The 26,050-nt window shown below is 30.9% G+C and carries 15 protein-coding genes and 1 pseudogene; 1 reads left to right on the top strand and 15 read right to left on the bottom strand.

The genetic code is table 11. From position 1 onward, the window contains the following. The first annotated feature begins 241 nt into the window (after positions 1 to 241). Positions 242 to 1,255, top strand: a complete 1,014-nt coding sequence (locus BN863_RS04755) for a phosphatidylinositol-specific phospholipase C1-like protein (RefSeq protein WP_316930378.1) — start codon at positions 242 to 244, stop codon at positions 1,253 to 1,255. A 3-nt stretch (positions 1,256 to 1,258) separates the two neighbouring features. Here BN863_RS04755 and BN863_RS04750 read toward each other — a convergent pair whose 3' ends face one another. The 15 genes and pseudogenes from BN863_RS04750 to BN863_RS04685 all read right to left on the bottom strand — a co-directional run bounded on the left by BN863_RS04750 (position 1,259) and on the right by BN863_RS04685 (position 25,546). After that, entirely contained in the window at positions 1,259 to 3,841 is a 2,583-nt protein-coding gene (locus BN863_RS04750; RefSeq protein ID WP_084817465.1) for a phosphatidylinositol-specific phospholipase C/glycerophosphodiester phosphodiesterase family protein, read from the bottom strand. Between the two features lie 1,096 nt (positions 3,842 to 4,937). Continuing rightward, entirely contained in the window at positions 4,938 to 6,173 is a 1,236-nt protein-coding gene (locus BN863_RS04745) for a Ca2+-dependent phosphoinositide-specific phospholipase C (protein ID WP_038533136.1), read from the bottom strand. An 11-nt stretch (positions 6,174 to 6,184) separates the two neighbouring features. Then, on the bottom strand, positions 6,185 to 7,408 hold the full coding sequence (locus BN863_RS04740; protein WP_038528036.1) for a Ca2+-dependent phosphoinositide-specific phospholipase C: 1,224 nt from the start codon (positions 7,406 to 7,408) through the stop codon (positions 6,185 to 6,187). A gap of 8 nt (positions 7,409 to 7,416) precedes the next feature. Beyond that, a complete protein-coding gene (locus BN863_RS04735; RefSeq protein ID WP_038528033.1) occupies positions 7,417 to 10,275 on the bottom strand; it encodes a TonB-dependent receptor in 2,859 nt (952 codons plus the stop codon). 197 nt (positions 10,276 to 10,472) lie between these two features. Further along, positions 10,473 to 11,396: a helix-turn-helix domain-containing protein gene (locus BN863_RS17915; protein WP_206778064.1), complete on the bottom strand. Its 924-nt coding sequence runs from the start codon at positions 11,394 to 11,396 to the stop codon at positions 10,473 to 10,475. A 746-nt stretch (positions 11,397 to 12,142) separates the two neighbouring features. Next, complete coding sequence (locus BN863_RS04725; RefSeq protein ID WP_038528030.1) at positions 12,143 to 14,113, bottom strand: protein-disulfide reductase DsbD family protein; 1,971 nt, start codon at positions 14,111 to 14,113, stop codon at positions 12,143 to 12,145. A gap of 363 nt (positions 14,114 to 14,476) precedes the next feature. Next, positions 14,477 to 15,847 (bottom strand): TlpA family protein disulfide reductase, encoded by a 1,371-nt coding sequence (locus BN863_RS04720; protein WP_038528028.1) that lies wholly within the window; start codon positions 15,845 to 15,847, stop codon positions 14,477 to 14,479. A 38-nt stretch (positions 15,848 to 15,885) separates the two neighbouring features. Further along, positions 15,886 to 17,082, bottom strand: a complete 1,197-nt coding sequence (locus BN863_RS04715) for a thioredoxin family protein (protein WP_038528026.1) — start codon at positions 17,080 to 17,082, stop codon at positions 15,886 to 15,888. Then, on the bottom strand, positions 17,082 to 18,452 hold the full coding sequence (locus tag BN863_RS04710) for a RagB/SusD family nutrient uptake outer membrane protein (RefSeq protein WP_038528024.1): 1,371 nt from the start codon (positions 18,450 to 18,452) through the stop codon (positions 17,082 to 17,084). Before BN863_RS04710 ends, BN863_RS04715 begins: the two co-directional genes overlap by 1 nt. Before the next feature lie 4 nt (positions 18,453 to 18,456). Beyond that, positions 18,457 to 18,741, bottom strand: coding sequence for a TonB-dependent receptor (locus tag BN863_RS04705; protein ID WP_038528021.1), 285 nt, complete (start codon positions 18,739 to 18,741; stop codon positions 18,457 to 18,459). After that, positions 18,689 to 21,754 (bottom strand): SusC/RagA family TonB-linked outer membrane protein, encoded by a 3,066-nt coding sequence (locus tag BN863_RS04700; protein ID WP_038528019.1) that lies wholly within the window; start codon positions 21,752 to 21,754, stop codon positions 18,689 to 18,691. Before BN863_RS04700 ends, BN863_RS04705 begins: the two co-directional genes overlap by 53 nt. 153 nt (positions 21,755 to 21,907) lie before the next feature. After that, positions 21,908 to 23,038, bottom strand: a complete 1,131-nt coding sequence (locus BN863_RS04695) for a FecR family protein (protein WP_038528016.1) — start codon at positions 23,036 to 23,038, stop codon at positions 21,908 to 21,910. Between the two features lie 152 nt (positions 23,039 to 23,190). Beyond that, positions 23,191 to 23,874 carry an RNA polymerase sigma-70 factor gene (locus BN863_RS04690; RefSeq protein ID WP_038528014.1) on the bottom strand — a complete coding sequence of 228 codons (684 nt, stop codon included), beginning with the start codon at positions 23,872 to 23,874 and terminating at the stop codon, positions 23,191 to 23,193. Between the two features lie 270 nt (positions 23,875 to 24,144). Continuing rightward, positions 24,145 to 24,297: pseudogene (locus tag BN863_RS18730) on the bottom strand (ATPase); the annotation flags it as partial. 814 nt (positions 24,298 to 25,111) lie between these two features. Beyond that, positions 25,112 to 25,546, bottom strand: a complete 435-nt coding sequence (locus BN863_RS04685; protein ID WP_038528012.1) for a hypothetical protein — start codon at positions 25,544 to 25,546, stop codon at positions 25,112 to 25,114. Positions 25,547 to 26,050 lie beyond the last annotated feature (504 nt).

Genomic DNA, 26,050 nt, shown 5'->3' with positions numbered 1-26,050 from the left:
CTAATAGTTATGCAACTGTTAAATAAACAGTGTGGTGTAAATCATGATGATTAATATTAATACGTTGTTATTTAGTGGTTTAATGGTTTTGTATAGTGCACTTAAACGTGTTAAGTTTTTACATTTTGTTCTTAATTTACTAACATGAACTTAATGGATTAGAGGTAATTTTGGCCACTAATTTTTTTTAGTTATGAAATATTATTTGTCATTATGTTTATTGTGTATTCTATGTTTAAAAGTGAGATCTCAACACGATGCTTTACGCATTAATCAGCTTCAAGTTATTGGGTCTCATAACAGTTATAAAAAAGAAATAGAACCTAAACTATATCGTTTTTTAGAAAAAAAGGATACCACTAATAGTATACAATCTTTACAGTATACACATATACCTATATTAGAGCAGTTAGATATGGGATTACGAAATCTTGAAATAGATGTTTATGCCGATTCTAAAGGAGGGACGTATGCAAATCCAAAAGGATTATCTCTAGCGCAACCAGATGAGGCATTCGATCCTAATAAGGTCATGCAGAAACCGGGATTTAAAATTTTACATGTTATAGATATCGATTTTAGAACGCACTATTATACTCTAGATGCTTGCTTAAAGGATATAAAATTATGGTCTGAGGCGCATCCTAATCACGAACCTATTTTTGTAACATTAGAAGCTAAAGACGGAAAAGCAAATATGTTTGGCACACAGCCAGAAGAATTTACAACATCACTTTTTGCAGAACTCGATAATGCACTAAAAAGCGGTTTAGGAAGTGATAAATTAATAACTCCGGATAAGGTTAAAGGTAAATATGAAACTCTAGAGCAGGCAGTATTAAATAATAACTGGCCAACATTAAAAGACGCTAGAGGGAAGTTCTTATTTATTTTAGATGATTCTGGTAGAAAACGTGATTTATATATTAAAGGGCATCCATCGCTTAATAATCGTGCCATGTTTGCCAATGCCAATCCAGGAACGCCTGAAGCGGCAACTTTATTTAGAAATAACCCAGAAGATAAATCCATAAAAGATTTAGTATCTAAAGGATATATAATAAGAACACGTGCAGATGCAGGTACCAAAGAAGCACGATCTAACGACTATTCTCATTTTAATATGGCAAAGGATTCTGGTGCACAAATTATCACTACAGATTATTATTTGCCTAGTACATTATTTAAAAGCGATTATCATATTTCATTTGAAAACGGGACATATGTTAGAAAGAATCCGGTTACAAAAAAGTAAGTACTAGTTTTCTATAGCTTTTAAAGCTCCTGTATTATAATCTATAACAAAATGATTAGCAGGGGCACCGTTTAAGAATTTTAAAAAGATTGAAGAAAAGGTTAATAATTTCTGTCTGATATCGTCGTTTTTATTCTCAGATAACGTCAACTTATAAGTATCAAATAGCCATTTATAAATGGCTATTTGTTTGTCTCCAATATCGTTAATTGCTAAAACATCGGCATTCCGAATCCGGTAAAAATCAAAAATCATATCAAAGCCAGTCCAGTCTTTAAAATCTTCTACTGTTAAATCGGAGGTTTGTAAAGCCAATACAGCTTTGTTTTCGGCCATTTCCCAATCTAACTTATATTCGGTTTTGTTTAGGCATAAGGTTTCAATTGAGATGTTAGTATCTAAATAAGGTAGCAGAAGTAAATCTTTAGCGGTGATATTTAACATAAAATCCTTAAAACCCGGAGCCCATTCTTTTAGAAACCTTAAGCGTACTAGTTCTTTTAAATGAAACATGGTAAAATCATGATACGACGTACTGTTTAAAATTTCATGATTCCATAAAGGGGTTCCTTGCGAAGTTAAATGCTTATATTCCTTTTCGTAAAGTGGAAATAAATCATCAAAATTAGGAACATGGTTAACTTGTTCTGTCCTCACTTCAATCTCATTATTTGCTTTTATTTTTAATATTTTATAACCTGGAATATATGCGGCAATAGATGGTGTTTGTATATTAATTAAAGACTTTTCGTTTTCAAAGGTTCTCACGCCAGTGTCGTTAATGTGCATATGTCCTGCTACATGGATTTTTATTCCGGCATCAAAAAATATTTTAGAGACCGCTTCCTGAGGTACACGTTCTAATTGCCATTTTTTACCTTCGAAAAAGGATTCTAATTCATTTGATGCATCATCGTTAAAATCAATCATTGGGTAATGGCTAAAAGCAATAAGTGTTTTGTTTAATCGCTTGGCTTCCGAGGCAACCGTTTTCACCCATTGTATAAGGTGTGTTTTATGAGTAATTACATTGTTATATCCTATACTAGCGCCGCTGTAATTTTTCGGGTCTAAAGCATTGCCAGCAATAGAATCTTTTGGTAAATATACATTGGCATCTAAAGCGAGTAACCATACGTTTGGTGTTGGTTCTACAACATAGCTAGCGTCGGGAATGGTGTATCCTGGCGCCATATTATACATCCTATTATCTAATGTGCTTTGCTGTAAAGCTGTTTTATAAGTGTAAGTCTCGGGTGTATAGTTAGAAAAGGGAGTAGCCCAATACAGATGGTTTTCTTGAGGGAAAAAACCAAAAGATTGTAAATGATTAAGAACGCCTGTGTATCCTAATTTTTTAATGTCTTTAGAAAGAATGACAGGGAGGTCGGTTTTTAATGGCTTATAACTATAAATAGCTTGAGCCTGTCCGTTTGTTCCCATAAAATCAGATTTTCCAGAATCTTGAGCAAGAGGTCCAACAGGATCGTGATTACCGGTGGTTATAAAAAATTGCATACCATAGGTTGTTTCGTAAGACTGGAGAATGTGTTGCAAACCTTTTAAATGAATGGCTTGGCCGTCGTCTGTATAATCCCCCGGTAAAGCGACATACTTTATACCTTTGTTTACCATATCGTCTAAGGCAGCAAATAGTGCAAAATAATTCTCGTTAAAGATTCTTGTAGAATGCAATTGCGCATCCATTGTTCTTAAAAGCGTGTGCCTATTGGTCTTGTCATTGTATATTCCTTTATAATCGTTATCCGAAAATTCACCATAAATATCTTGAAAGTGTATATCCGAAATAAAAGCAATTTCTATAGCCTTTGTGGTCGCATTTAGGGTATTAAAATAGTTAGCGCATTCTAGCGGCTGATCTGTGTTTATAAAATCTACGCCCATTCTATAAAAAGTATTCCAGGCTAACGGTGTGTCTGGAGCACCCCAAAAACGAAATGGTTTATTGTTTGCGTGTGCTTGGTTTACAACACGTTTTAAGGTGTTAAAATCTGTTTTCGGAATAGAATCCTGACCTTTCCAAGACGAGAAATTTGCGTAGCTAAGACTTATTAATGCAATTTTATTCAGCGCTTTTTTAGGAATTGGCTTTAAGCTTTGGTAGTCGAATAGGATATAATCAGGATAGTTATTGTAATCTTTTAATTCTGGCCTATGTCCCGAAATAACAAAACTCAGTTTTGGGTTATTTGTAAGCTCAGGATATGTTTTTAATACCGTCTCAATAGCATCAAGTGTGGTATATGCTTCTGATTTTATATCGATTAAAAGTTGGATCTGCTGTTCGGCTCCTAAGTGGGTTTTATAAACTTTACTTAAAGGTGCTAAGTATAAAGATTCTAAGGTGTTTTGTGACTTAATTTCATGGGCTTCGTGCGTAGCGTATAAAGTGTCGTTTTTTAAAAATACATCCACTTCTATAGATTCTAAACCACTATTATAAGCTTTCCAAAAGGGTAAAATCTGACTGTAATCATTGTGAGAATGAATCTTATAAGTTGCTTGAGCAAAGCCAGAGCAGGATAGAAAAATAAAAATGTAAAATAAAGGACGAGATAAAGACATGAACAACCGTTTTACTTGAAAAATTAACTAATAAAATTACAATTAGTCGACGCACTATTCGTACTTCATGTATTATCTATCTATTAAGGATTACTGCTTCAGCATTTATAAATAGTTAAGTAAATTAATGAAACCTATGTAAAGTATAAAATACTATTTTAAAAAGCTTCTTTCTAACCTTAAAAGTAGAATTAGAAGTTACTGTAGTAAAATAATTAATTGGGCAAGACTTTAAACTAATGAATACCTAGATTTCATAAAAAAAGATAGCGTTTTGGGTTAACGCCAAAGCACTATGTGTTTTAAGAGTTCTCTAAATTTTAAACTTATAGAATAATAGGATTTACAATAAAAACAAAATATTTAAATTTGCACGAGTAATAAACAGAAATGACAATGCTCAGCCACCGTCCTTTGTTTTTGGAAAGCATTCATTTTATTTGAACACATAGCATTAAAGAAATAACTTAAATTACGACTTATCTCATAATCATTTAATACTATTTCTTTTTTTGAAATGACTTTAAAAGGTAGGGCAAATACATCTATATTTAGATTATCTCTTCCGCTATCAGGATTGAAATAATAAGTCCCATTAGTTATTGCTTCTTTTCTTTTTTTTGGTGATATTCATATTGTTTTCTGTCGGACAGATTTATATGGCCAATTTCTTTTCCATACATAAGGTGGGAAATTGCATATTCAGAATTATCTTTATCTAAATTAAAAAAAACATCTTCTTTCTCCTGACTGAAAGCAAGCGTTGTGAAAAACAAAAAATAAGGCCTATATTTTTATTGACATTCATTAGTTCCTCTATACTTTCATTATTAATTGAACCAAATTAATTTAGAAGGCGGGTTTAGTACTTCTTAGCTATTCCTTTTTTTTTGTAAAGCACTATGAAACAATAACCTAAATTAAAGTTAGGTAATATTTTTTCGTTTCAATGAAATAGATTGTGACGAAAAAATATTAGTGTTTCTCTATTTCAGGACGGGACAAGTTTTAAATAAAAAAAGAGTCCACATAATTTATGAACTCTTTTCAACAAACACATTAAAAATTAAACGTTTTTCAATTTTCAAAAATGACTTTACTCCCTTCCATTAATAGGGTTTAATTGTAAGGTTTTATTGTTAGGTATTTGCACCCTGTATGAGGTACCGTAATTATTAGTTTCTTCATAATAATCTGTGGAAATTACTTGTGCACCACTTGAAAAAGCTGCATTTGCACGTGACAAATCATTTACTTTAGCTTCATAAGTTTCAATATCTGCCCTAGTACGTACCATATACCCTTTCTTTACTGCTTCTTTAATATCTTCCTGTCTTATTAGCGCATTATCTAATAAAAGGAATCCTGAATGTGGAAGACCTTGATCTGCTTTAACAAACATCGCGCGATCTTTTAAGCTAGGATTGTTTTTAATATAGGCATTCTCACTAGATAAACCCGCTCCTCCAGGTAATAGCAAAAACATAAATTTACCTAATGCAGACTTTAAAGTTGGCCAGTTTTTAGCTAAAACGGCTTCATTTAATGTACTGTAATCCCCACGCACATCGTTTGGTGTAATTATTTTATCACGTCCTAAAACCTCAAGTAATTTGGAATCTAATTCATCATAAATTTCTGAAGTAAAAGGCTCAACCTTAGCTGAATTAGGAAACATAGGAAATGCTTTATCCTTAGCTTCCATCATAATAAATATAGGAGCATGTTCTGGATTTTGGTTAGACCATTCTTTTAAATCGATTAATGCTGCTTCTAAAGTATTATAATGTGATAAAAAATCGATATCAGGAATATGCATAACTTTAAAGCCTGGATTATTCAGACCTGTTGTATCAAAAGGCATGTAATTAGTAATTCCTTTGGCTTTTAAAACATCGTAAATAGCAGGTTTATTAAAACGCCCTCCTTCTGGATCATATACTATATCGATAGCTAAAGACCTCATTCCTGCATCTAATTGAGCTGGGAAATCGGGAAAACTATACGATATCATTTCTTTAAAACTCATTGTATTTGGATGAAACTCTTTCCACTTAGCCTCTTCTTTCACAGACATATTAGCCGTCATGCCAGACATCATTTTAGTAAACATTGGGTCTAAGAAATTCATAATTACAGAGTCCCGTTTCTTAGCATAGCTATTATGAGTACCTACAACCTGAATTTGATTAATCTTTATGTCTTTTGGAACATGTAATTGCCCATTCTGTGATGTAAAAAATTGATTTACATCTGTTTTTGTTTGTCCATTTACGTTATTAATAGCTAGACAGCTTAGCATTATACCAAATACTAGTTTATATGTTTTCATTCTATTCTTTATCATTTTATATTATTTGAATTTACAGGATTTAATCGCATAGGTTTTCCGTTAGGCATTTTCACAAAGTAATCTGTACCATAATTATTTCCTGGTCTAAAAAAATCTGTTGAAATAACCTGAGCACCACTAGTAAATGCAGCATGAGCTCTGGTAGTGTCATTTATCTTCGCCTCATAAGTTTCTATATCTGAACGTGTTCGAACGAGATATCCTTTTTTTACAGCATTTTTAATATCATCTTGTCTTACGATTGCATTATCTAAAAGTAAAAATGCAGCATGTGGTTGACCTATTTGAGATTGAACAAACATTACCCGATTCTCTAATACGGTATGATTTTTTACGTATTCACTCTCTGCAGACATCCCTCCTGCAGATGGCAATAACATAAATACAAATTTACCTTTAGCGTCTTCAAGTAACGGCCAATTGTTAGCTAACACAGCCTCTTCGAGTGTTTTAAATTTACCACGAACATCATCTGGTGTTATGAGTTTATCTTTCCCTAAGATGGAAATTACTTCTTGATCCAGAGCATCGAAAGCAGTTTCATCAAAAGGCATTACCTCTGCTGAATTAGGAAAAAGTGGAATCCCGCTATCTTTAGCCTCTATCATTATAAAAATAGGTGTATGCTTAGGATTTTGATTTGACCATGAATTTAGAGCCTCAAGCGCCTTTTTAAATGTTGGATAATGAGTTCTAAAATCGATATCGGCAACATGCATCACTTTAAACCCAGGCTTACTTAAATCGGTTGTATCAAAATTAGCTAAATCATTTATACCTTGATTTTTTAAAACTTGGTAAGCTGCAGGTGAGTTAAACCTATTTCCTGTTGGATCATTAAACACATCAATTTCAAGAGATCTTAAGCCTGCATTAAGTTGTGTAATAAAATCTGGATGACTATAGTTTAAACCCTGACTAAAAGACATTTCATTAGGATGGTATTCTTTAAACTTTTGTTTAGACACCGAATCCATATTTTGGACATATTGTCCCATCAATTTATTAAAGATAGGATCTACTAAAGCAGTAACGGCACTATCTATAGGTTTAGCGTAACTATTGTGTGTACCTAAAACTTGAATTTGATTCAGTTTTACAGTTTGAGTTATTTCAGGTTTAGGTTGCTGTTGGCTTGTTTTTTCTGGGGTTTCTTTGCATGATGATAATACAAGGGTACTCCCTACCAAAAATGGTATTAATATATGTTTCATGGTATTATTTATTTTAAGTTATAACTTAATCCTAATTGACCTCTAATACCAGACCAATCATCTGATTCTGGTCTATCGGAAGTACCATGATAATATCTGTTAGGCGCATTAGTTATATTACCTATTTCTGCAAACAACCTAAGATTATCGCTAATCGCATAAGACGAAGAAAAGTCTACTGTAAAGTTATTGTCAAACCACTGGTAATGATCTGGACCTGCTACACTTCTGATGGCTGTAACATATTTTCCCTTAAGATTTCCAGCAATACGTGCCATGAACTTATTGTTTTCATAAAACAAGATTACATTTCCTATATTTTTAGCTTGTCCAGGCAATGTTGTTTTATAGCTCCCTGTTTCTTCTCCATTAGTAAATGTTGGAATTTCGACTTCAGAATTAATAAAGGAATAGTTTAACTCGACCCCGAAATTTTTGAAGATATTTTCCATGTTATCGAACCTTTTAATAAAACTTAATTCGATACCATATAACCATGCACTATCTAAGTTATCAGGTCTAGATCTTATATAATTTGTACCATTTAAAGCAACAATACTTTGGTCGTCATAGATATAATCTGATAATCCTTTGTAATAAGCTCCTGCCGAGAATAATCCTAAACCTTCAGGATAGTATTCGAACATCACATCAACATTATTAGAAAATGTAGGTTTTAAATCAGGGTTTCCTTCTGTAATAGTTAATGCAATTTCACTTATTTGAGTACCAGGATTAAGTCTGCTAAAGGTAGGACGTGCATAGGTACGTGTAAACGCTGTTCTTAACAAGGCTTGGTCTGAAATTTTATATTTCAAGTGTAGCATTGGTAAAAAGGCATTATAATTTTGTTTGGTAGTAATTTCTTGTACAACAGTGCCAGTTTCATCAGTAATTACTTTAGAACCTTTTAACTCTACATAATTTGATTCGTTACGAACCCCACCGACAAACTGTATTCTATCGTTAAGTTTATAATCGGCCATAATATATCCAGAAATCACCTCTTCTTCTGCTGAATATGACTGTGGGGCATTACTAGGTGAGTCTTTATCTAATAATGTAATTAAACCATTTTGAGTTGCAAAGTTCTCTGTAAACATTTGGTCGATTTGACCGTTGGTTACTTGAGGCACATCTACATTACTGTAAGTACCATTCATCTCTTCTAGGAAAGAACCATCGAAAGGCTCTGATTCTAAGTTAAGGTCAGACATATAAAGTATACCTGGACTATTGGGTACACCCAATAACGCACCTTGCATTTTTAGCCCTGTATAGCTATTGAAATCGCGAGTTTTTCCGGCATATTTACCACCAAACTTAAATTCAAGCTTTTCATTTTTAGTATATGTTAAATCGAAATTAGCTGTATAATCTGTTTCTTCTTTATTTAAAGCAGACATAATTACTTGATTTAAATATGCTTTACTTGGGTCTAAATCTGAATTGAAATCTGGAGTTACATGATCTTTAGAACCACCTATACCGTTAGGAGAATCCATTGCTAAGTACTTTAACCCATTTGAAGATAATCCACTATAAGTCATTGGCTGAATAAAGTTAACGATTGGATAGCCACGTTCTGATTGAGGGACAGTATTCGGTGAGTCTAATTTAAAATCTGACGAAGCCATTTGTAACGCCCCTTCTAATACTAATTGTTCATTCAACTTAAAATCTCCACCTAATTTTAAGGCATATAAATTAGTTTTATAATCGGCATGACGAGCTTGATATTGAACATTATTTTGATTGTAATTAAAATATGTTTCTCTTACGTTTTGTTGATCGAGATAGTTAGAATATAACCCTTTAAAATACAATTTACTATTTTGGCCTAAATCATAATCCATTGCTAGATTAAAACCAGTTGTTTTTCGTCTTGCTTGGTAATCTCTTAACTGCAATCTATTAATAGCAAAAGCTTGTTCAGCATCAGTATTTGAAAAATCGTAATCTACCATATATCTATCTGTTCCTGCTTTTCTATCCCAAACCACAGCAGAACCAATAAATCCGAACTTTTCTCCAATACGATCTCCATAAACCAAGGATGCATTATATGAGGGATCCTTCGCATTTGTATTATAACCACCAGCTCCAGTAACACTTAACGTACGTTTTAATGGGGAAGATTTTGTAATAAAATTCATACTCCCTCCAATGGCATCACCATCAATATCTGGTGTTAAGGCTTTATTTAATTGCACGTATTGAATAAGTTCTGAAGGAAAGACATCTAATTGAGTATAACGTTCATCACTCGCCCCACCTGCGCTAGGCAATCTATTTCCGTTTAAGGTTATAGATGTCCAATGTGTAGGTGCACCCCTAACGATTACACGGCGTCCTTCCCCCATGTCACGTTCAATAGATACTCCTTGCATACGTTGCACAGCTTCAGCAGCGTTACGGTCTGGTAACTTGCCAATGGCATCGGCAGCTAAAACTTCGGAGATTGTAATCCCTTTACGCTTCATGTTTAGTGCTCGTACTTGAGACGGATAATAATTTCCTTTAATCACAATTTCGGATAAACTTTCGGCATCCTCTTCAATTAGAATAGCTCCTAGATTAACATTATTGCTATTTGAAATGTTTAAAGGGATTTCTTTAGGCTTATAACCAATATAAGATACTACCAAGACTTGGTTACCTTGAGCTGAGTTTAGGATACTAAATACCCCATCAAAATCGGTTGTCACTCCATTAGAGGTACCCTTTAGATAAACTGTAGCACTTGGTAGAGGACCATTCGCATCTGTTACTGTCCCCGTTATGTTCATTTTTTGACCAATTGCCAAGGCAGACATTAATGTAAAAAAAGCATTTAATACTGTTTTAAAAAACTTTTTGGTTTTCATTTTCGTAATTGATTTATTTAATTTTTCAGCAAATAAATAACAATGAGGCGTAAAAAAAGTTCGTACCAAGAAGAACGAACTTGAATTGGTTAACACCAAGCGAACCAAACCTTCAATTGATTAATATTCAGCAAATTAACCAAGGTTAAAGAATTATTAAGTTAACTTTAAGAGAAAGATATACTAGTTAAAACAAGTTAATTCGGGTCTTTATCGCTTAATTTTTTACGATACTCAGATGGCGTTATACCTTCGATTTGTTTAAAATATTTTATGAAGGTTGTTTTAGAGTTATAGCCAGAAAAGTGGGCGATAATATTTAGCTTCTCAGTTGGCCTTATTGCCATTTTGAGTTTAGCTTCCTTTATTCTATATTCATTGATATAAAGGAAAAAGTTTTTATTCAATACTGTATTTAGTACTTCAGTTATATTATGCTTGGAAATTTCAATATCATTAGCCATATCTAGTAATGCAAAATTAGGGTCTAAGTATGGTTTATCGTTAACCATATACGCTTCTAATTTTAGTAAAATTGCATTCAAGTCGTTGTCTTTTAAAGATGACTTTTCGTATTTAGGCTTTTTGGGTAAGGTTGATTCAATGTTAGCCGTATCAGAACTCCTTAATTCTAATAAGTTTTGCTTTAATTTTGATAGCTTAATTAAAAAAATAATAAAGCCAATCATGGCAAATATTATGGAAGTACTTATTAATTGTTGATTATCAATTATTTTACTAAACAACAATAAGGCTACACCACCAATCCATAATATTACTGGCCATTTTAACCATAATAGTTTAGGGTTAGTTATGTTTTTTTTATTTAAAATAATAGATAGGATATAGGAATGATAAGTTAAGTTTACTGTGAAAAATAAAACATCATATACTTTTTTATAAAGGTTAATCCAGCTATAATCTTTATTTATAACAATATTTATCCCTACAATTACAAATGCTATTGTTAGTAATGCCGAAGGCAATAAGTGTTTAATAATTTCTTTTTTTAACACAGGTATTTCACTAAACACACTTTTAACGTATAAGTATAATAAAGGAGGAGTCGCTATGGTGATTGCTGGGGAGTACCGTGCATACAGTACATTTTCTGTTAACATAAGAAAGGCAAATTTCATTAAAAAAATGATTGCCATTATAAGTACTATACACAACAAGAATAACTCTTGTCTGTTCTTTTTAAAATCCTTTCTAAATAGATAGGCAATAGTAAAGGATTGGGATAAAATTGCTATTAACAGGTATGACATTTTGTTTGTTATAGAACTCGCAAAATTACTTGATAAATGAAGTTAATCTAATCTGATAAGCCTCTACAATATAAATTAACCTAAAGTTATAGGCTTGGTAACTTTAATTTTACTTTATAATTATTGTTTATCGTGTATGCTTGCTATGGAAAGAGGTTATTTCTTTTCCATACATAAGTAGGGAAATTGTATATTCAGAATTATCATTATCTAAATTTAAAAAACATCTTCTTTCTTCTGACTAAAAGCAAGCGTTATGAAAAACAAAAAAACAAGGCCTATATTTTTATTGACTTTCATTAGTTCCTCTATACTTTCATTATTAATTGAACCAAATTAATTTAGAAGGTGCTTTTAGTACTTCTTAGCTATTCCACTTTTTGTAAAGTATTATGAAATTAGAACCTAGATTAAAGTTAGGTAATATTTTTTCATTTTAATGAAATAGATTGTGAAGATAAAAAATGTTTTTAGTGCACAAGTTAGACATGCTTAAAACTAATAAAAGCCTTACAGAAACTGTAAAGCTTTTTTATCGTCGGGGTGGCAGGATGATAACCAAATCGCCACTGTATAGTAAAATCAATGGTTTAGATTTAAAACTTCGACACCCCAGTTTTCAACCACATATGATACGCTTCTACATCTGGAATATAACCTACAGGTTCTACTAGTTTCTCTTCGTTATGATTGATGATCACATAAAACGGTTGCGAATTTGATTTGTATTTAATGGTTTGCATCTCACTCCATTTTTGTCCGATGTACTTTAGCTTTTTTCCTGGTTTTAACTGAGAGTCTACAATCTCATCAGCCTCAAGTTTTCGTTTGTCATCTACATATAAGGAGATTAAAACCACATCGTTTTTTAATAGATTTAAAATCTCTGGCTCAGGCCATACATTCTGTTCCATTTTTCTACAATTTACACACGCCCAACCTGTAAAATCTAGCATCACAGGTTTACCTACTTTTTTAGCGTATGCTAAACCTGTATCGTAATCGTTGAAGGCCATGATATCGTGTGGCGCTAATAAATGTGCACCTTCAGGTAAATCGCCATGAGCTGAAGCGCTACCACCTGATTCTAATTTTGAGAAACCTACACCATAAGGCGATTCGCTATAGTCTTGTGGTGGCGGAAATGCACTAATAATAGTTAAAGGTGCGCCCCAAAGGCCTGGAATCATATAAATAGTGAAGGTTAACACGATAAGACCTAAGCTTAATCTCCCCACCGAAATATGCGTTAATGGGGAATCGTGTGGTAATTTAATTTTCCCGAATAAATAAAACGCTAAGGTTCCAAAAATGGCAATCCAAATCGCGATAAAAACTTCACGTTCTAAAATGTGAAGCTGCAAAACTAAATCCGCTTGACTTAAGAATTTAAATGCTAAAGCCAGTTCTAAAAATCCTAAAACAACTTTCACGGTGTTTAGCCAACCTCCTGATTTTGGTAATGAGTTTAACCAACCTGGAAAAGCTGCAAATAATGCAAACGGTAATGCAATGGCTAATGAAAATCCAAACATTCCAATTATTGGTGCGACTCCTCCTTTTGATGCCGCTTCCACTAATAAAGTTCCCACAATTGGACCTGTACATGAAAAGGATACAATAGCCAAGGCTAAGGCCATAAAAAAGATACCCACAAGTCCGCCACGATCTGCTTGAGAATCGACTTTATTTGCCCAAGAATTTGGTAACATGATCTCGAAAGCACCTAAAAAAGACACAGCAAAAACGACTAAAAGCACAAAGAAAATAATGTTAAACCAAACATTCGTGGCTAGTGCATTTAAAGCATCGGCTCCAAAAATTCCGGTTACAGCGATACCCAAGAGTAAATAAATAACGATAATACAAATACCATAAATAATGGCATTCTTAATTCCAGCAGCTTTGTTTTTACTTTGCTTAGTAAAGAAACTCACCGTCATTGGAATCATCGGGAATACGCATGGTGTTAATAAGGCTGCAAACCCTGATAAGAAGGCAATAAAAAAGATTGACCAAAGTCCTTTATTAGAGGCTGAATCATCGGTGGTTTTAATGGTGTTATCTACAGCGACCGCGGGTGTTACAGCTTCAGTCGTTTCTGTAGCTAAGGCTGTTTTTCCGTTAAGCTGAAATTCTAAATCTATTTCTGTAGGTGGTAAACAACGTGTATCGTCGCAGACCATAAACTCCACAAATCCGTTTATTGTAGAGGTTGCTTTTGTGACTTTTACGTTTTGACTAAATTTAGCTTCACCATCAAAATATTTTATTTCCATTTCGAAAATAGAATCATGTACCGTATGCCCTTCTCCTTCTACAGTATTGCCGTTTAAAATGAAATTTTCTTCCGAGTTATCGTAGATAAAGGTCGTCGCTACCGGGCCACCTTCGGGTACGACTTGCGAATATAAATGCCAACCCGCATCGATATGTGCTGTAGCAATCAAGTTATATTCAGTATCTGATATTTTCTCTACAGAAGTCGTCCATTTTACAGGATCTAGGACTTGGCTATTTACAAAACCACATGTTAAAAAAGCGAGTGCTATTAGTATGTTTTTCATTTAATAAATATTTAAATTATTTGTCTGATATAGGACAGTTTATTCATCTTACTATGCTGGAATATTCATCGTGCTATTTATTGTAGATTAATTTAATTGCATGAATTAGATTCGATAAGGATTTTAAATGCACAAGGGGATAAGTTGCATGTCTTTTTGGAACATATGTCCAAAACACTACTTACATTGTTAATGAATCTACCTAAGTTAATCTTAAGAAATTAAAGGACTGCATGTTAAACACAGTCCTTTTTCACTAAATAATATGGACTAATTCAAAAGTGTTTTCAAACAATTATTTAGTAAAAATTAAAAAAAGTTTAATACTTAAATGTAGTATGATTTACATTCAAGATTATTTTTTTAGATATTCATAGATTCGAATTGCTTATGTAAATCTTTGTCTGAAGGTCTAGGCGCATTAGCGTTATAAATTTTCCCTACAGGATCGATAATAATAAAACGAGGTATACCTTTAATAAGATAATCCTGAACAAATTGTGAATTCCATGCATTATCTGCATAAAGTTGAATACCACTCAAGTTCTCTTGGGATACCATTTTTTTCCATTTATCAAAATCTGATTGTTTATCTATTGAAATTGAAATGAACTCAATATTTTTATTTTTATACTGCTGTTCAATTTCTTTTAAAAATGGAATTTCTTTCTTACAAGGTGCACACCATGTTGCCCAAATATCAATATATACATATTTGCCTTGATAATCTGATAATGAATTTTTACCTCCATTAAAATTTATATAATCTATAAATTCTGGAGACACTTGCCCTTTATCTACTTTTTTTAATTTCTGAAACGCTTCAGTTATTTCTAACTTATCATTTTGATTAGTACTCCCATTCATAAAGATTTTATAATAATCATCCAAATTATTAGTGTATGTAATTCCATAGACAGATTCATTATAAAGCATACTATTTCTAATTGTATCATTGTCAATTTCAGCTATTCGACTAAGCAACACTATATCTCTAGGGCTATCTTTGGTTTTAAGAACAGCTTCGGTCGAGTCTTTTAAACTTAAGTTTAAAATTCTTTTGTATGCAGGAGAAAACAAATAATCTTTTCCATTATTAAAATCAAAATTAGATAAATCAGGGAGAAAAGTACTTGAGACTTCAAAAGAATCTACTTTTGTAAAGTAGGCATGGAATTCTTCATAACTTAATAGGTTATTTACAAATTCATATTCAATATTTTTTAATTCTTTAGATTTGAAATTAATTGAAATAGCTTCATATTCTTTTAATAATTTTATATTATTATCTTTTATAGCATAAACTTTAGACTTATATTCACTTTCTGGCAAGCCATAAAATTCAGCTCTATTTTCTATAATATCTAATTCGTTTTGTCTTTTTTTGGTTACATAATTATTAATTTCTGCACCACTACCCTCATATCTTAATGTTTCTGTGAAATTTTCTACATCAAAGTTTACAGAAAAATCTTCTCCCACTTCAAAATAAGGTCTTAAGAATGTTTTACCATGAGATATTAAATAATAACCATTATTTATAAATAGGGTATCTATAAACGTCCCAACTGAATCTATATTAATTGTATCTATATCTTTATTGCTCTTAGTTAAAATCAAATAATCATTTACCTGATTTTTAATAACTCCTGAAAAAACAATATAATTAACATCTTTTTCTTTCTTGCAAGAAAAAATGCTAAGAACAATGAGTAAACTTATAAAAGCTTTCATATTATATTTTTATTTTATTTATTATTAAGCATTCCAATTTATTGCATGTCTTGCAAATTTTTCTCTGCTATTTTTTTTATTTTACTACTGATAGTATCTGCCATTTTTACTGCAAGTTCTCCAGCACGTATAGCTTCTTCTTTATTTCCTATTTTATTTTGAATGTCTGCATATGTTGATACTGTACCATAACTAGGAGATTCTGTTCTATAAGCTTTCGTAATTAGAACTGAAGCTTGCTCCAAAACCTTATGATTTAGAGGTTGAGAATATCTTGTTGCCGATCGCGCTATAAAAGCAATAGTTTCTGGATCATTTTTTAAATCATTATCCACATAATAGTTAGATGTTTTAATAAAATTTTCAGGATCCATATTTCGCAAATAGTAGTCACAATGTAGAATAGGGACAGTTCTAGAGTTTAAAGACACATTTTTTAAAGAATCTAGCTTACTAAAAAATAGTAAGCTATCTTTTTCTTCAAGATTACTATAAATATCATTTAACAAAACTCTTTCATAAATTTTATTTACAGATTCTATTCCTGCCATTTCAGTATAATGTTTCTTATTGTTATTTAGGGTTTTAAAAAGATTTGACTGATTATTATCTGTAAAAGCTTCAATTATTTTCCAACCAGAATAAGTCTGCATATAATTACTATCAACCTCAGAATAAATTTCATTTAAAACTTTCTTACTTTTAGCCCCATCAGCACCTTTTAACATAATAGCATATTGAACTTTATCATCTAAGTTTAAAAAACCTTTTTCATAATTTTTAGCTAATAATCCTATAGCTTTTTTAGGGTTCAATGCATTTCGGCCTTCCTCAATAAATCGTTCTACACTCATTTTAGAGCCAGACTTATGAACTAATTCTCCTTCTGCATTTAAATACAAATATGTTGGAAATGACTTTACACCGTAAGTATCTCTTAGTTTAAGCCCTTCTCCTTTTTCCATATCTAGTTTTACATTAATAAAATTTTTATTGTAATAGCTAGCTACATCTTTATTAATAAACACATATTTATCCATCCATTTACAAGGTGCACACCAAGTTGTATAACAATCAATAAAAATTAACTTATTTTCTTTTTTAGCTAAAGCCAAAATATTCTGAAATGAATCTTCATGAAACATTATTTCCTGATTCTGTTTCTGCTCCTGTTTACCCTCAGATTTACAGGCAATTAATAGAAAGCAAAATAATACAACAAATAGATTTCTCATTAGTAATTTGGATTTTGAACTATTTTACCTTCTGATAATTGAATAGACTGTGTAGGTAGAGGTAAAATAAGTTTTGAGTCGGATGTTAAAGGTTTAAAATCATTTATATTGATATCTCCCTCTATGTGATATCTTACTAAATCAAACCATTCTTCACCACTCTCAGCTCCTAATTCATACATTTTTTCCTCTCTTATTTTATCAAGCAAGGACTCTTTCGTCGTCATTTCAAACAAAACATTTCCACTTCTTTCTCTAATTTTATTTAGAGCAGATAATGCTTCCTCTAAATTATCATCACCTCTTAGCACCGCTTCTGCATAGATTAAATACACCTCATCTAGACGCATAAAATATTCTGTATCTGCAGTTAAAGTTTCTCCATTATAAGTTGAATTATTGAATTTATTATTATTCCCATTAGATGCTATTGCTGCATCATATCGTAAATCATCTTGCATAAATTCTTTATAAGTATCTGACAACGAAAAATAAGATCTAAATATGAAAGCTTTATTATTTCTATCATTAGCATTATCAAAAGGAGTCTGGAATAAGACCTCATTTGTATTACTTATTTTTTTTATAAAAATATCAGCATAAGTATCTTCTAAATTTCTTTCTCCTGAATTGATAACTTCTAAGGCTAATTGAGCCGCATTACTATAATCTTTTTTATAAAGAAGTACTTTACTTTTTAAAGCTTTAGCAAATAAATTAGACGTATAGAATGTGTTAGAAAATTCAGGTCCATGCTCGATAGCAAATTCTAAGTCTTCTAGAATTAAATTATAAGTATCTAATACACTTGATCGTTCCTGGATAACAGCATCACTAATTGGTTGTTGTTTCAATACAATTCCATAACTTGAATTTTCATCATAGAATTGACCCCATAATCTTAACAAGTAAAAATGAGTTAAAGCTCTTAAAGTTTTTGCTTCAGCAATAATTTCATTTTTAGCAGAAGAGTCTCCTTCTAATTCCTGAGTCTTAGTAATTATATGATTTGCATTATTTAGAAGAAAATACATTTTAGTATATATTAATTCTACATAAGTATTACTAGAGTTAACCTCATTATTTACAAATTGATTGAATGAGGACGGACCTCTACTCCCCACCTTCATTGTTAGTCCCATACAAGAAGTTAAACCAGGAGCATATGAAGTAAATTCTAAACCATCTATAAGAATACCATAAGTACCATATAATACAGCCTGAGCTTGTTCTAGATTAGTGATAACATTTTCTTCAGAGACTTGATAAACAGGTTGAACATCTGTAACATCAATAACCTCACAAGATGTAAATAAATTAAAAGACGTAAATAAGAATATGTATATAAGTGTAAATTTTAAAATTTTCATAATATTATAAGTTTAAGTTTAATCCTAAAGTGATTGTTCTAGTTGGAGGATAAGCAGCATTATCGTAACCTTGATTAAAATTACTAGTCCCATTATAATTCACCTCTGGATCTAAACCACTGTATGATGTAATAACAAAAATATTACTAGCTGTAAGTGAAAAACTAGCGCGTTGTATAAATATTTTTTTAAGTAATTCAGGCTTTAAATTATATGTAATATTTAAATTTTTAAGTCTAAAAAATGAAGCATCTTCTATAAAAAAAATCTGAATCTCTATTATTATCATTCGGATCTCCATATGCTAAACGCGGAATACCTGAGTCGGTATTAGTAGGACTCCATGCATCTAAAATTTCTGTAGAATAATTGGAAGTGTAATTTGTAAAAATTGTGAGATCTTTTTTATTGGTATTGTATAAATAATTACCAACGCTAAAATTAAACAATGCAGATATTTCGAAGTTACCGAATCTAACTATGTTATTCCATCCTCCAAAAAAATCTGGTGAGGCGTCACCTATAATAGTAGAATCGTCTTCACCAATATAACCATCATTATTAACATCTACGAATTTAAAATCTCCTGGTGATGTATTTGATGATTGGTAAATACTATTAGGCGAATTACTATTTAAAGCATCTATTTCATTTTGATTTTGAAAAATTCCATCTATTTTATATCCAGAAAAATAGCTAATAGACTCACCTTCAATTAAGTTATTATAATATCCTCCATTCAATTTAAGAACTTTACTATTAATTGTAGAAATATTAAAATCTGTAGTCCATTGTACTTTGTTTGTAGAAATTACATCAACACTCAACTGAAACTCAAAACCTTCATTTAAAAAATCTCCAATATTAGAGAATTGGCTACTTCCTCCAGTTTCTAAAATAACATCTCTTAATAAAATTTGATCGAAGGTTTTCTTATTAAAATAACCTACTGTTCCATTAATCCTTCTATCCCATAAAGAGTAATCTATTGATAAATCTAACTGATTTGTCGTTTCCCATTTAATATTAGGATTTGGAATTGTATTAGAAATTACCCCATTATTATTATTATAAAAACTACCAGCTGCAAAAAATGTATCATATTGGAAATCTGAAAAGTTTGCAGAACCCGTTTTTCCATAAGATGCTCTAAGTTTTAAATCATTTATAAAATTAGAATCTTCTAAAAAGGATTCTTTAGAAATCCTCCAAGCTACTGCACCAGATGGAAAATATCCCCATCTATTTTCTGGACCAAATTTAGTAGACTTATCGGCTCTTCCTGTAAAAGTTAAATAATACTTATCATTATAATTATAGTTAGACCTAAAGAAATAAGATGCTAAACCACTAATAGTTCCTCCGCTTGTTAGTGAAACACTAGAAGCTGCTCCAGGAGTAATTAAATTTTCATCATCAGGAAAATCGGTAGCACTAATACTTAAAAACTCACTTTTGTTTTGTGTATAGGAAGCACCTAATATAGCATTAACACCATGTTTATTATAGTTTTTATTAAAACTCAATACATTATCTAATACCCTTGAAGAAAATTTATTTTCATTTTGATTTAATGTTCCTTTTCTACCATAAGCCTGTTCTAAAGGATCATAACTTGGTGTATATCTAAAGGTATCATTGTCGTTAGTGGTATAAGAATATGTTGTTTTAAATAATAAGTTTTTAGTAATTTCAAATTCTCCGAATAACGATAAAATTAAACTCTTGCTATTTATATCGTTAGAATATGTTGTTTTGGCATATGGGTTAGCTTGAAAAGAATAACTTGGAGCATCATAAGCAAAATCGCCATTGTCATCATAAATAGGGATATCTGGTCTATATTTAGCTGCTTGATAATATGTTAAAGTACCTTTTCCTTCATTATTAGAATCATTATAATTAAAATTAGTTCCTACTCTTAATCTTTCAAATAGTTTTGTTTCTAATTTTGTTCTTAATGTATTTCTTCTAAAATTAGTTCCTATTAAAGCTCCTGCTTGATCTGTAACTCCTGCAGAAAGAGAATAAAGTGAACCTCCATCCAATGAGCCACCATTAGCATTTAAATAATAATTTGCATTAATTGCAGCTTGGTCAGTTTCTTTCTGCCAATTAGTCTCAACATCCTTTCCATAAGGATATAAAGAACTTTCGGCCGGTAACGTTGTTCCAGTATTACTATAAGCTTGTTCTATCACATCATGAAATTTTTCAGAATTAAGCATATCATACTGATTAGTAAAATTAGAAATACTTGTATTTACACTTAAACTGATACTAGGCACTGAAGAATAACTCCCTTTTTTAGTAGTTACAATTACAACACCATTGGCCCCTCGTGAACCATATATCGCTGTAGCTGATGCATCTTTTAATATATCAATACTTTCTATATCTTGTGGATTAATTGAACTTAGAGGTGAAATTGTAGAATAAGAATTTTCGTTATAAAAAGAATTCCCTAATCCCTGCCCCACCTCAATAGGTAGACCATCTATAACATATAATGGCTCGTTATTACCAAAGATGGACGTTATACCACGAATTCTAATAGAAGCTTCAGAACCTGGTGCTCCAGAAGAAGGCACAGTATAGACACCAGAAACCCTACCCACTAAAGCGTTATCGAAGTTTATAGGGTTAGTTTTCTGTAATTCTTGAACATCAACCGAAGCCACAGACCCAGTTAAATCTCTTTTCTTTTGACTTCCATACCCAACTAAAACAACTTCATCTAAAGATTCTGAGTCCATCTTAAGTATTACATTCATATAAGTATCATCAGTTGCTTTTATTTCCTGAGCTTTCATACCAACATAGCTAAAAACTAAAACGCTTCCTTCATTTACAGAAATTTTAAAATTCCCATCAAAGTCGGTGTAAACTCCATTGAGTGTACCTTTTTCAAGTACGTTTACTCCGGCAGCCGGAACTCCATTTTCATCTTTGACTGTACCTTTAATGCTTAATAAGTTTTGATCTCTATTTTGAACTTTATCAATTATAATTGTGTTTTGGCTATTAATAGAGAATACCAAATTATTAGAAGTGATATGATTTTCAAGTATTTCCTCGACCTTAGGATTTCCTTTTTTTAATTTAATATCCGGAACATCTTTGAACAGATTGACTTGATATACAAATATAAAATCGGTTTGTTCCATTATTAAGTCGAACAACCCATCAATAGACACTGTAACATCTTCTTCAATTTTTATATTAACATTTTGAGATGAAATTCTATTTGGTGCTAATGCAAATAAAGATGTGCAAAAGAAGAATATAAAAGTTTTAACCATTAATCTAAAAAGTTTTTTCCTTACACTAAGAAAGGGTGCTATTAGTTTATTTTCCATAAATTTGTAATGATTTTTTAATTTAACATTTGTTGATTATTAATTCTCAAAAGGGAGAAAAGGTTAATACTTTGGACGGTGTGAACTTTAACTCCCTTATTTTTTTATTTCTATTTTATTTCCTTTTATTTCATAAGATTTTAAAAAGTTTGTTTTTTTTATTAATTCTAATATTTGTTCAATAGACTGATTTTTACTTAAGACTCCTTTAAACCCAACAGATTCTAAATTTTCGTCATCAATAGTAATTTCCACATCATACCATCTAGATAAAATAGGCACAATTTCTAAGAGTGTTTTATTTTTAAATGCAAACAACCCCTTTTTCCAAGCTGTAACAAAATATGTTTCAGTAGATTGAACTTGAATAGAATTATCGCTTGTATCTAAAATAGATTGTTCACCTGGCTTTAGTTTTATTTCCTTTTCATTTGTAACAATCGACACACTTCCTTCAACTAATGTTGTATATATTAAAATTTCATTTTGATATGCACTTACATTGAATTCAGTGCCTAAAACCTCAATTTCTTGCCCTTTAGTTAAAACTCTAAAAGAACTTCCGTTATTAACTGCACTTGATGTAACTTCAAAATAAGCTTCACCGTAAATAAGTTCAACTTGACGAACTTGTCCCTCCTCAAATTCTACGGGGTATTTGATTTTAGTTTCAGAATTCAACCATACTTTGGTGTTGTCAGCTAATTTTACAACATACTGCCCACCTCTTGGGATAGTTAAATAATTATAAATAACTTCACTTCTATGTTTTTTCGAACACTTATAAATTAATTCTTTACCATTGGAGGAGGCATTTGTTAATGCTTGGCTATTACCCTCTTTTAATTCTAGTTCTGAACCATCATTCAATGTTAAAATTGCCTTATTAGAACCAATACTTATTTCTGAAATTTTTGAAGATTCTTGAATGAAATTTTCACTATCGTTCTGTTTTACTATAAAATTAGCAGTAACTAATATTCCAATTAAAATAGCCGCAACCATATATTTCCAATTTACTTTAAATCTTGGCTCTTGTGTACTATTTTGAATCTTACTCCATGCCTCATTCATATTAAAATTATCGATTTCAGAGTTAAAATTCACTTTAACCTTATTGAAATATGCACGATGTTCTGGAGACTCATTAAACCAAGCATCAAATATTTCAGATTCTTGTTGGTTTAATGTCTTTTTTATTTTTTTAATAATAAGTTTGAATGTCATATCTTATAAAGAAATCAAGGTTTTGCTCTTAACAGAAAAGTAACCTTTTTTTAATATGACAACAGAAAATTTAAAAAGGGTGACAAAAACATGAATTTTTTTCTGAGTTCAGACAAAAAAAGCAAACATACTCTAACAAAAAAAGAAAAACATTACGAATTACTTATCAGAAGAAGAATTACAACCATGGCCTCATTCAATTTTAATTTTGCTCTCTGTAGTTGAGTTTTAACTGAATTAATAGAAACATCTAACTCCTCTGCAATTTCTGAATACTTATAACCTTGAAGATATTTCAACTTAAAAATTTGTTTCATTCTTTCAGGAAATTGATCAACTACTTTTAACACATGATTATAAATAATTAATTTATCTTGATTATCTAAAATATTTAAATCATAATCGGTCGTGATATAAGTATTTAAATTAATGGTATCTAAATCAACTTCAACTTTTAAAGATTTTAGATAATTTAAACATCGATTTTGAACCGCTTTATATAGGTAAGCACGTATTGATGTTTTAATTTCTATTTTTTCTGAATTTTCCCATAAATAAATATAAACGTCTTGTACTAAGTCCTCACTTGCTTGCTGGTCATACAAAAAGTTATGGGCATATATAACCAACTCCTTATAAAACTTATTAAATGTAGACTTAAACACAGCTTTATTGCCTATATTATTTAAAACGTTATTTTCTTGCAAATTTTCAGAAGAATTATTTGTTAACAAAACTAGATAAAACCTATTAGAAATACACCTATCTACATTAGATGATATAATAATTTCTAAATAAAAACTCGATTTATAATTTTGAATATTCTTTTTTATCAAATTATTAAAAAAATCAAACTTAAATCGTCATAATTTAAATGACAAATATTGAAAAGGGACGAAACACCTCTATAAAGATTAAATTTTAATATTAATACTTTCTCCTCTAAACATCATATTTCTTATAGGTTGATTATTATTTATATTTCACTCAAAGGTTTTACATTCAAATAAGATTAATAATACTCTCCTTAATATTTTACATATATAAATTGATAAGATTTACAAACTGAAGACTTTATACTTGTTCAAAGAATAATATTTTATTTGCTATCGTTTATCCTTTGAACTAGTATCGAATGCTATAAGATTAAACATACTTCGCAATCTTGAACGTACACGGGAACCATAACGGTTTTCGAGTTCTTTGGCGTTGAGGTTGGTCGTTGCATGGGATTTTATTTTATACTTCATAAACAAGTCTAACTCCTTTACGGCATAAATTCTACCTTAATTAGAATTTGGCAGTTACAAATGAGAAATTAGCCTTAATACTATAGAAAACTCTTTAAAGCAATTATTAATGAAAATGGATTACTGCTTGTTACTCTTAAACGAGTTTGGATAAAACCTAAACTGAATAGACTTTTGATTTTGATAAAAGGTATGGATGAATAAGCACTTAACACTGTATTAAAAGCGTCTCGTAAACACTCCAGTTAACTACTACTCTTTACATTAACAAAAACACACTATAATTTCCAACTTATAACTAAGGAAGCTGCTTTTTCTACTTTTAAATGTATAGATAACAGTCTCTACTTTATATAAAACGAAATTGTTATTTTCTTCCCTCTCTAAAAAATACAGGTTTTTAAAATTACGTGTTTCATTTGTTACTATTTTCCAGCTGTTATCCTTAATCCAATTATAATCACCCCCTTTTAAACGACTTATCTCATAATCATTTAATACTATTTCTTTTTTTGAAATGACTTTAAATGGTAAGGCAAATACATCTATATTTAGATTATCTCTTCCGCTATCAGGATTGAAATAATAAGTCCCATTAGTTATTGCTTCTTTTCTTTTTATGATAATTATATAGTGTACAGTCGGACAGATTTATATGATCTATTTCAAAAAATGTTTTAGTATGATACTTATAATTTTAAGCGCCATGACAAAATTAAAATGGTTTTAATGTGTCAGATGATTTCCAAGGATACTAAATTATTTGAATTGTATTAGTTCTCAAAAACACTCATTGATAGGGTTTATCTTTGAAGTATTTTGCTTAAAATAAAAACAACATCCCTGCCACAGTTGCACTAAATACAATGTGAGCTCCAACAAGCTGAACATAAAATGGGAATTTAGGAAATTGTGGCGGATTATCGTGTAAAGCAAACATAAGTCTCCACCCTACTACACCAAGTAGTCCTGCTAAAAAACCAAAAATTAAAGCATATACTAACTCAGGACCGTTGGGAAAAATGTTTCTAAACAGAAAATACACTAACAAAAACACTAAGCCAATACCAAAGTGTAAACACCATCCCACCCATATTCCAAAATCAGATTTTCTTATGATACGTGCACGATTTACTAATTGTTTTAAACGCTTGGGTTCACTGAAATTAATATTATAAGCCTGAGAGATTACATATGAAAATCCAGTCATAAGTGCTACAGCTACTGTATTAATTAATATGAATTTTAATATGGTCATACCCCCTAATTTTCAGTTTTGTTTTAGTCGATGAATTTAAAATTAATCAGCAAAAATCAAGATTGCAAACGCAAATATCTTTATCGTAATCAATTGTTTATAGTTTTTTTTTTACTTTCAAAACCTCAACCCAATCAATTTTTTTGAATTAATAAATGCACTTCAGGCTAAAGTGAAATAATGTGAAATTAATTATTTGTATACAATTATTATGGACAACACAAAGGTGTCTCCTGACTATATGCAAACAGTAAAACAACTCATTCCTAAATAAGAATGTGGTGCAAAAACCGTCACTAGAATATCCTAAGATGGATTTCTATTTTAATAATACGATGTAATCTCATAACTTTACTATCGGAAAAAAGAAAACGATTTTGGTACCGTTAAATTAATCCGTACAGGAGCATCATAGCTCGTTGTAGGCAAAGTATCGTTTCAGTACTACAAAACCTTTTTAGAGGATCTTACTACATGAATGTCTGATAATTTTGGCTCGTTTAT

It is taken from the genome of Formosa agariphila KMM 3901, assembly GCF_000723205.1.
In the GTDB taxonomy this organism is placed as follows: Bacteria; Bacteroidota; Bacteroidia; order Flavobacteriales; family Flavobacteriaceae; genus Formosa; species Formosa agariphila.
Note: the sequence above shows the minus strand (reverse complement) of the source record. Positions and strands in the feature narration are given on the sequence as shown.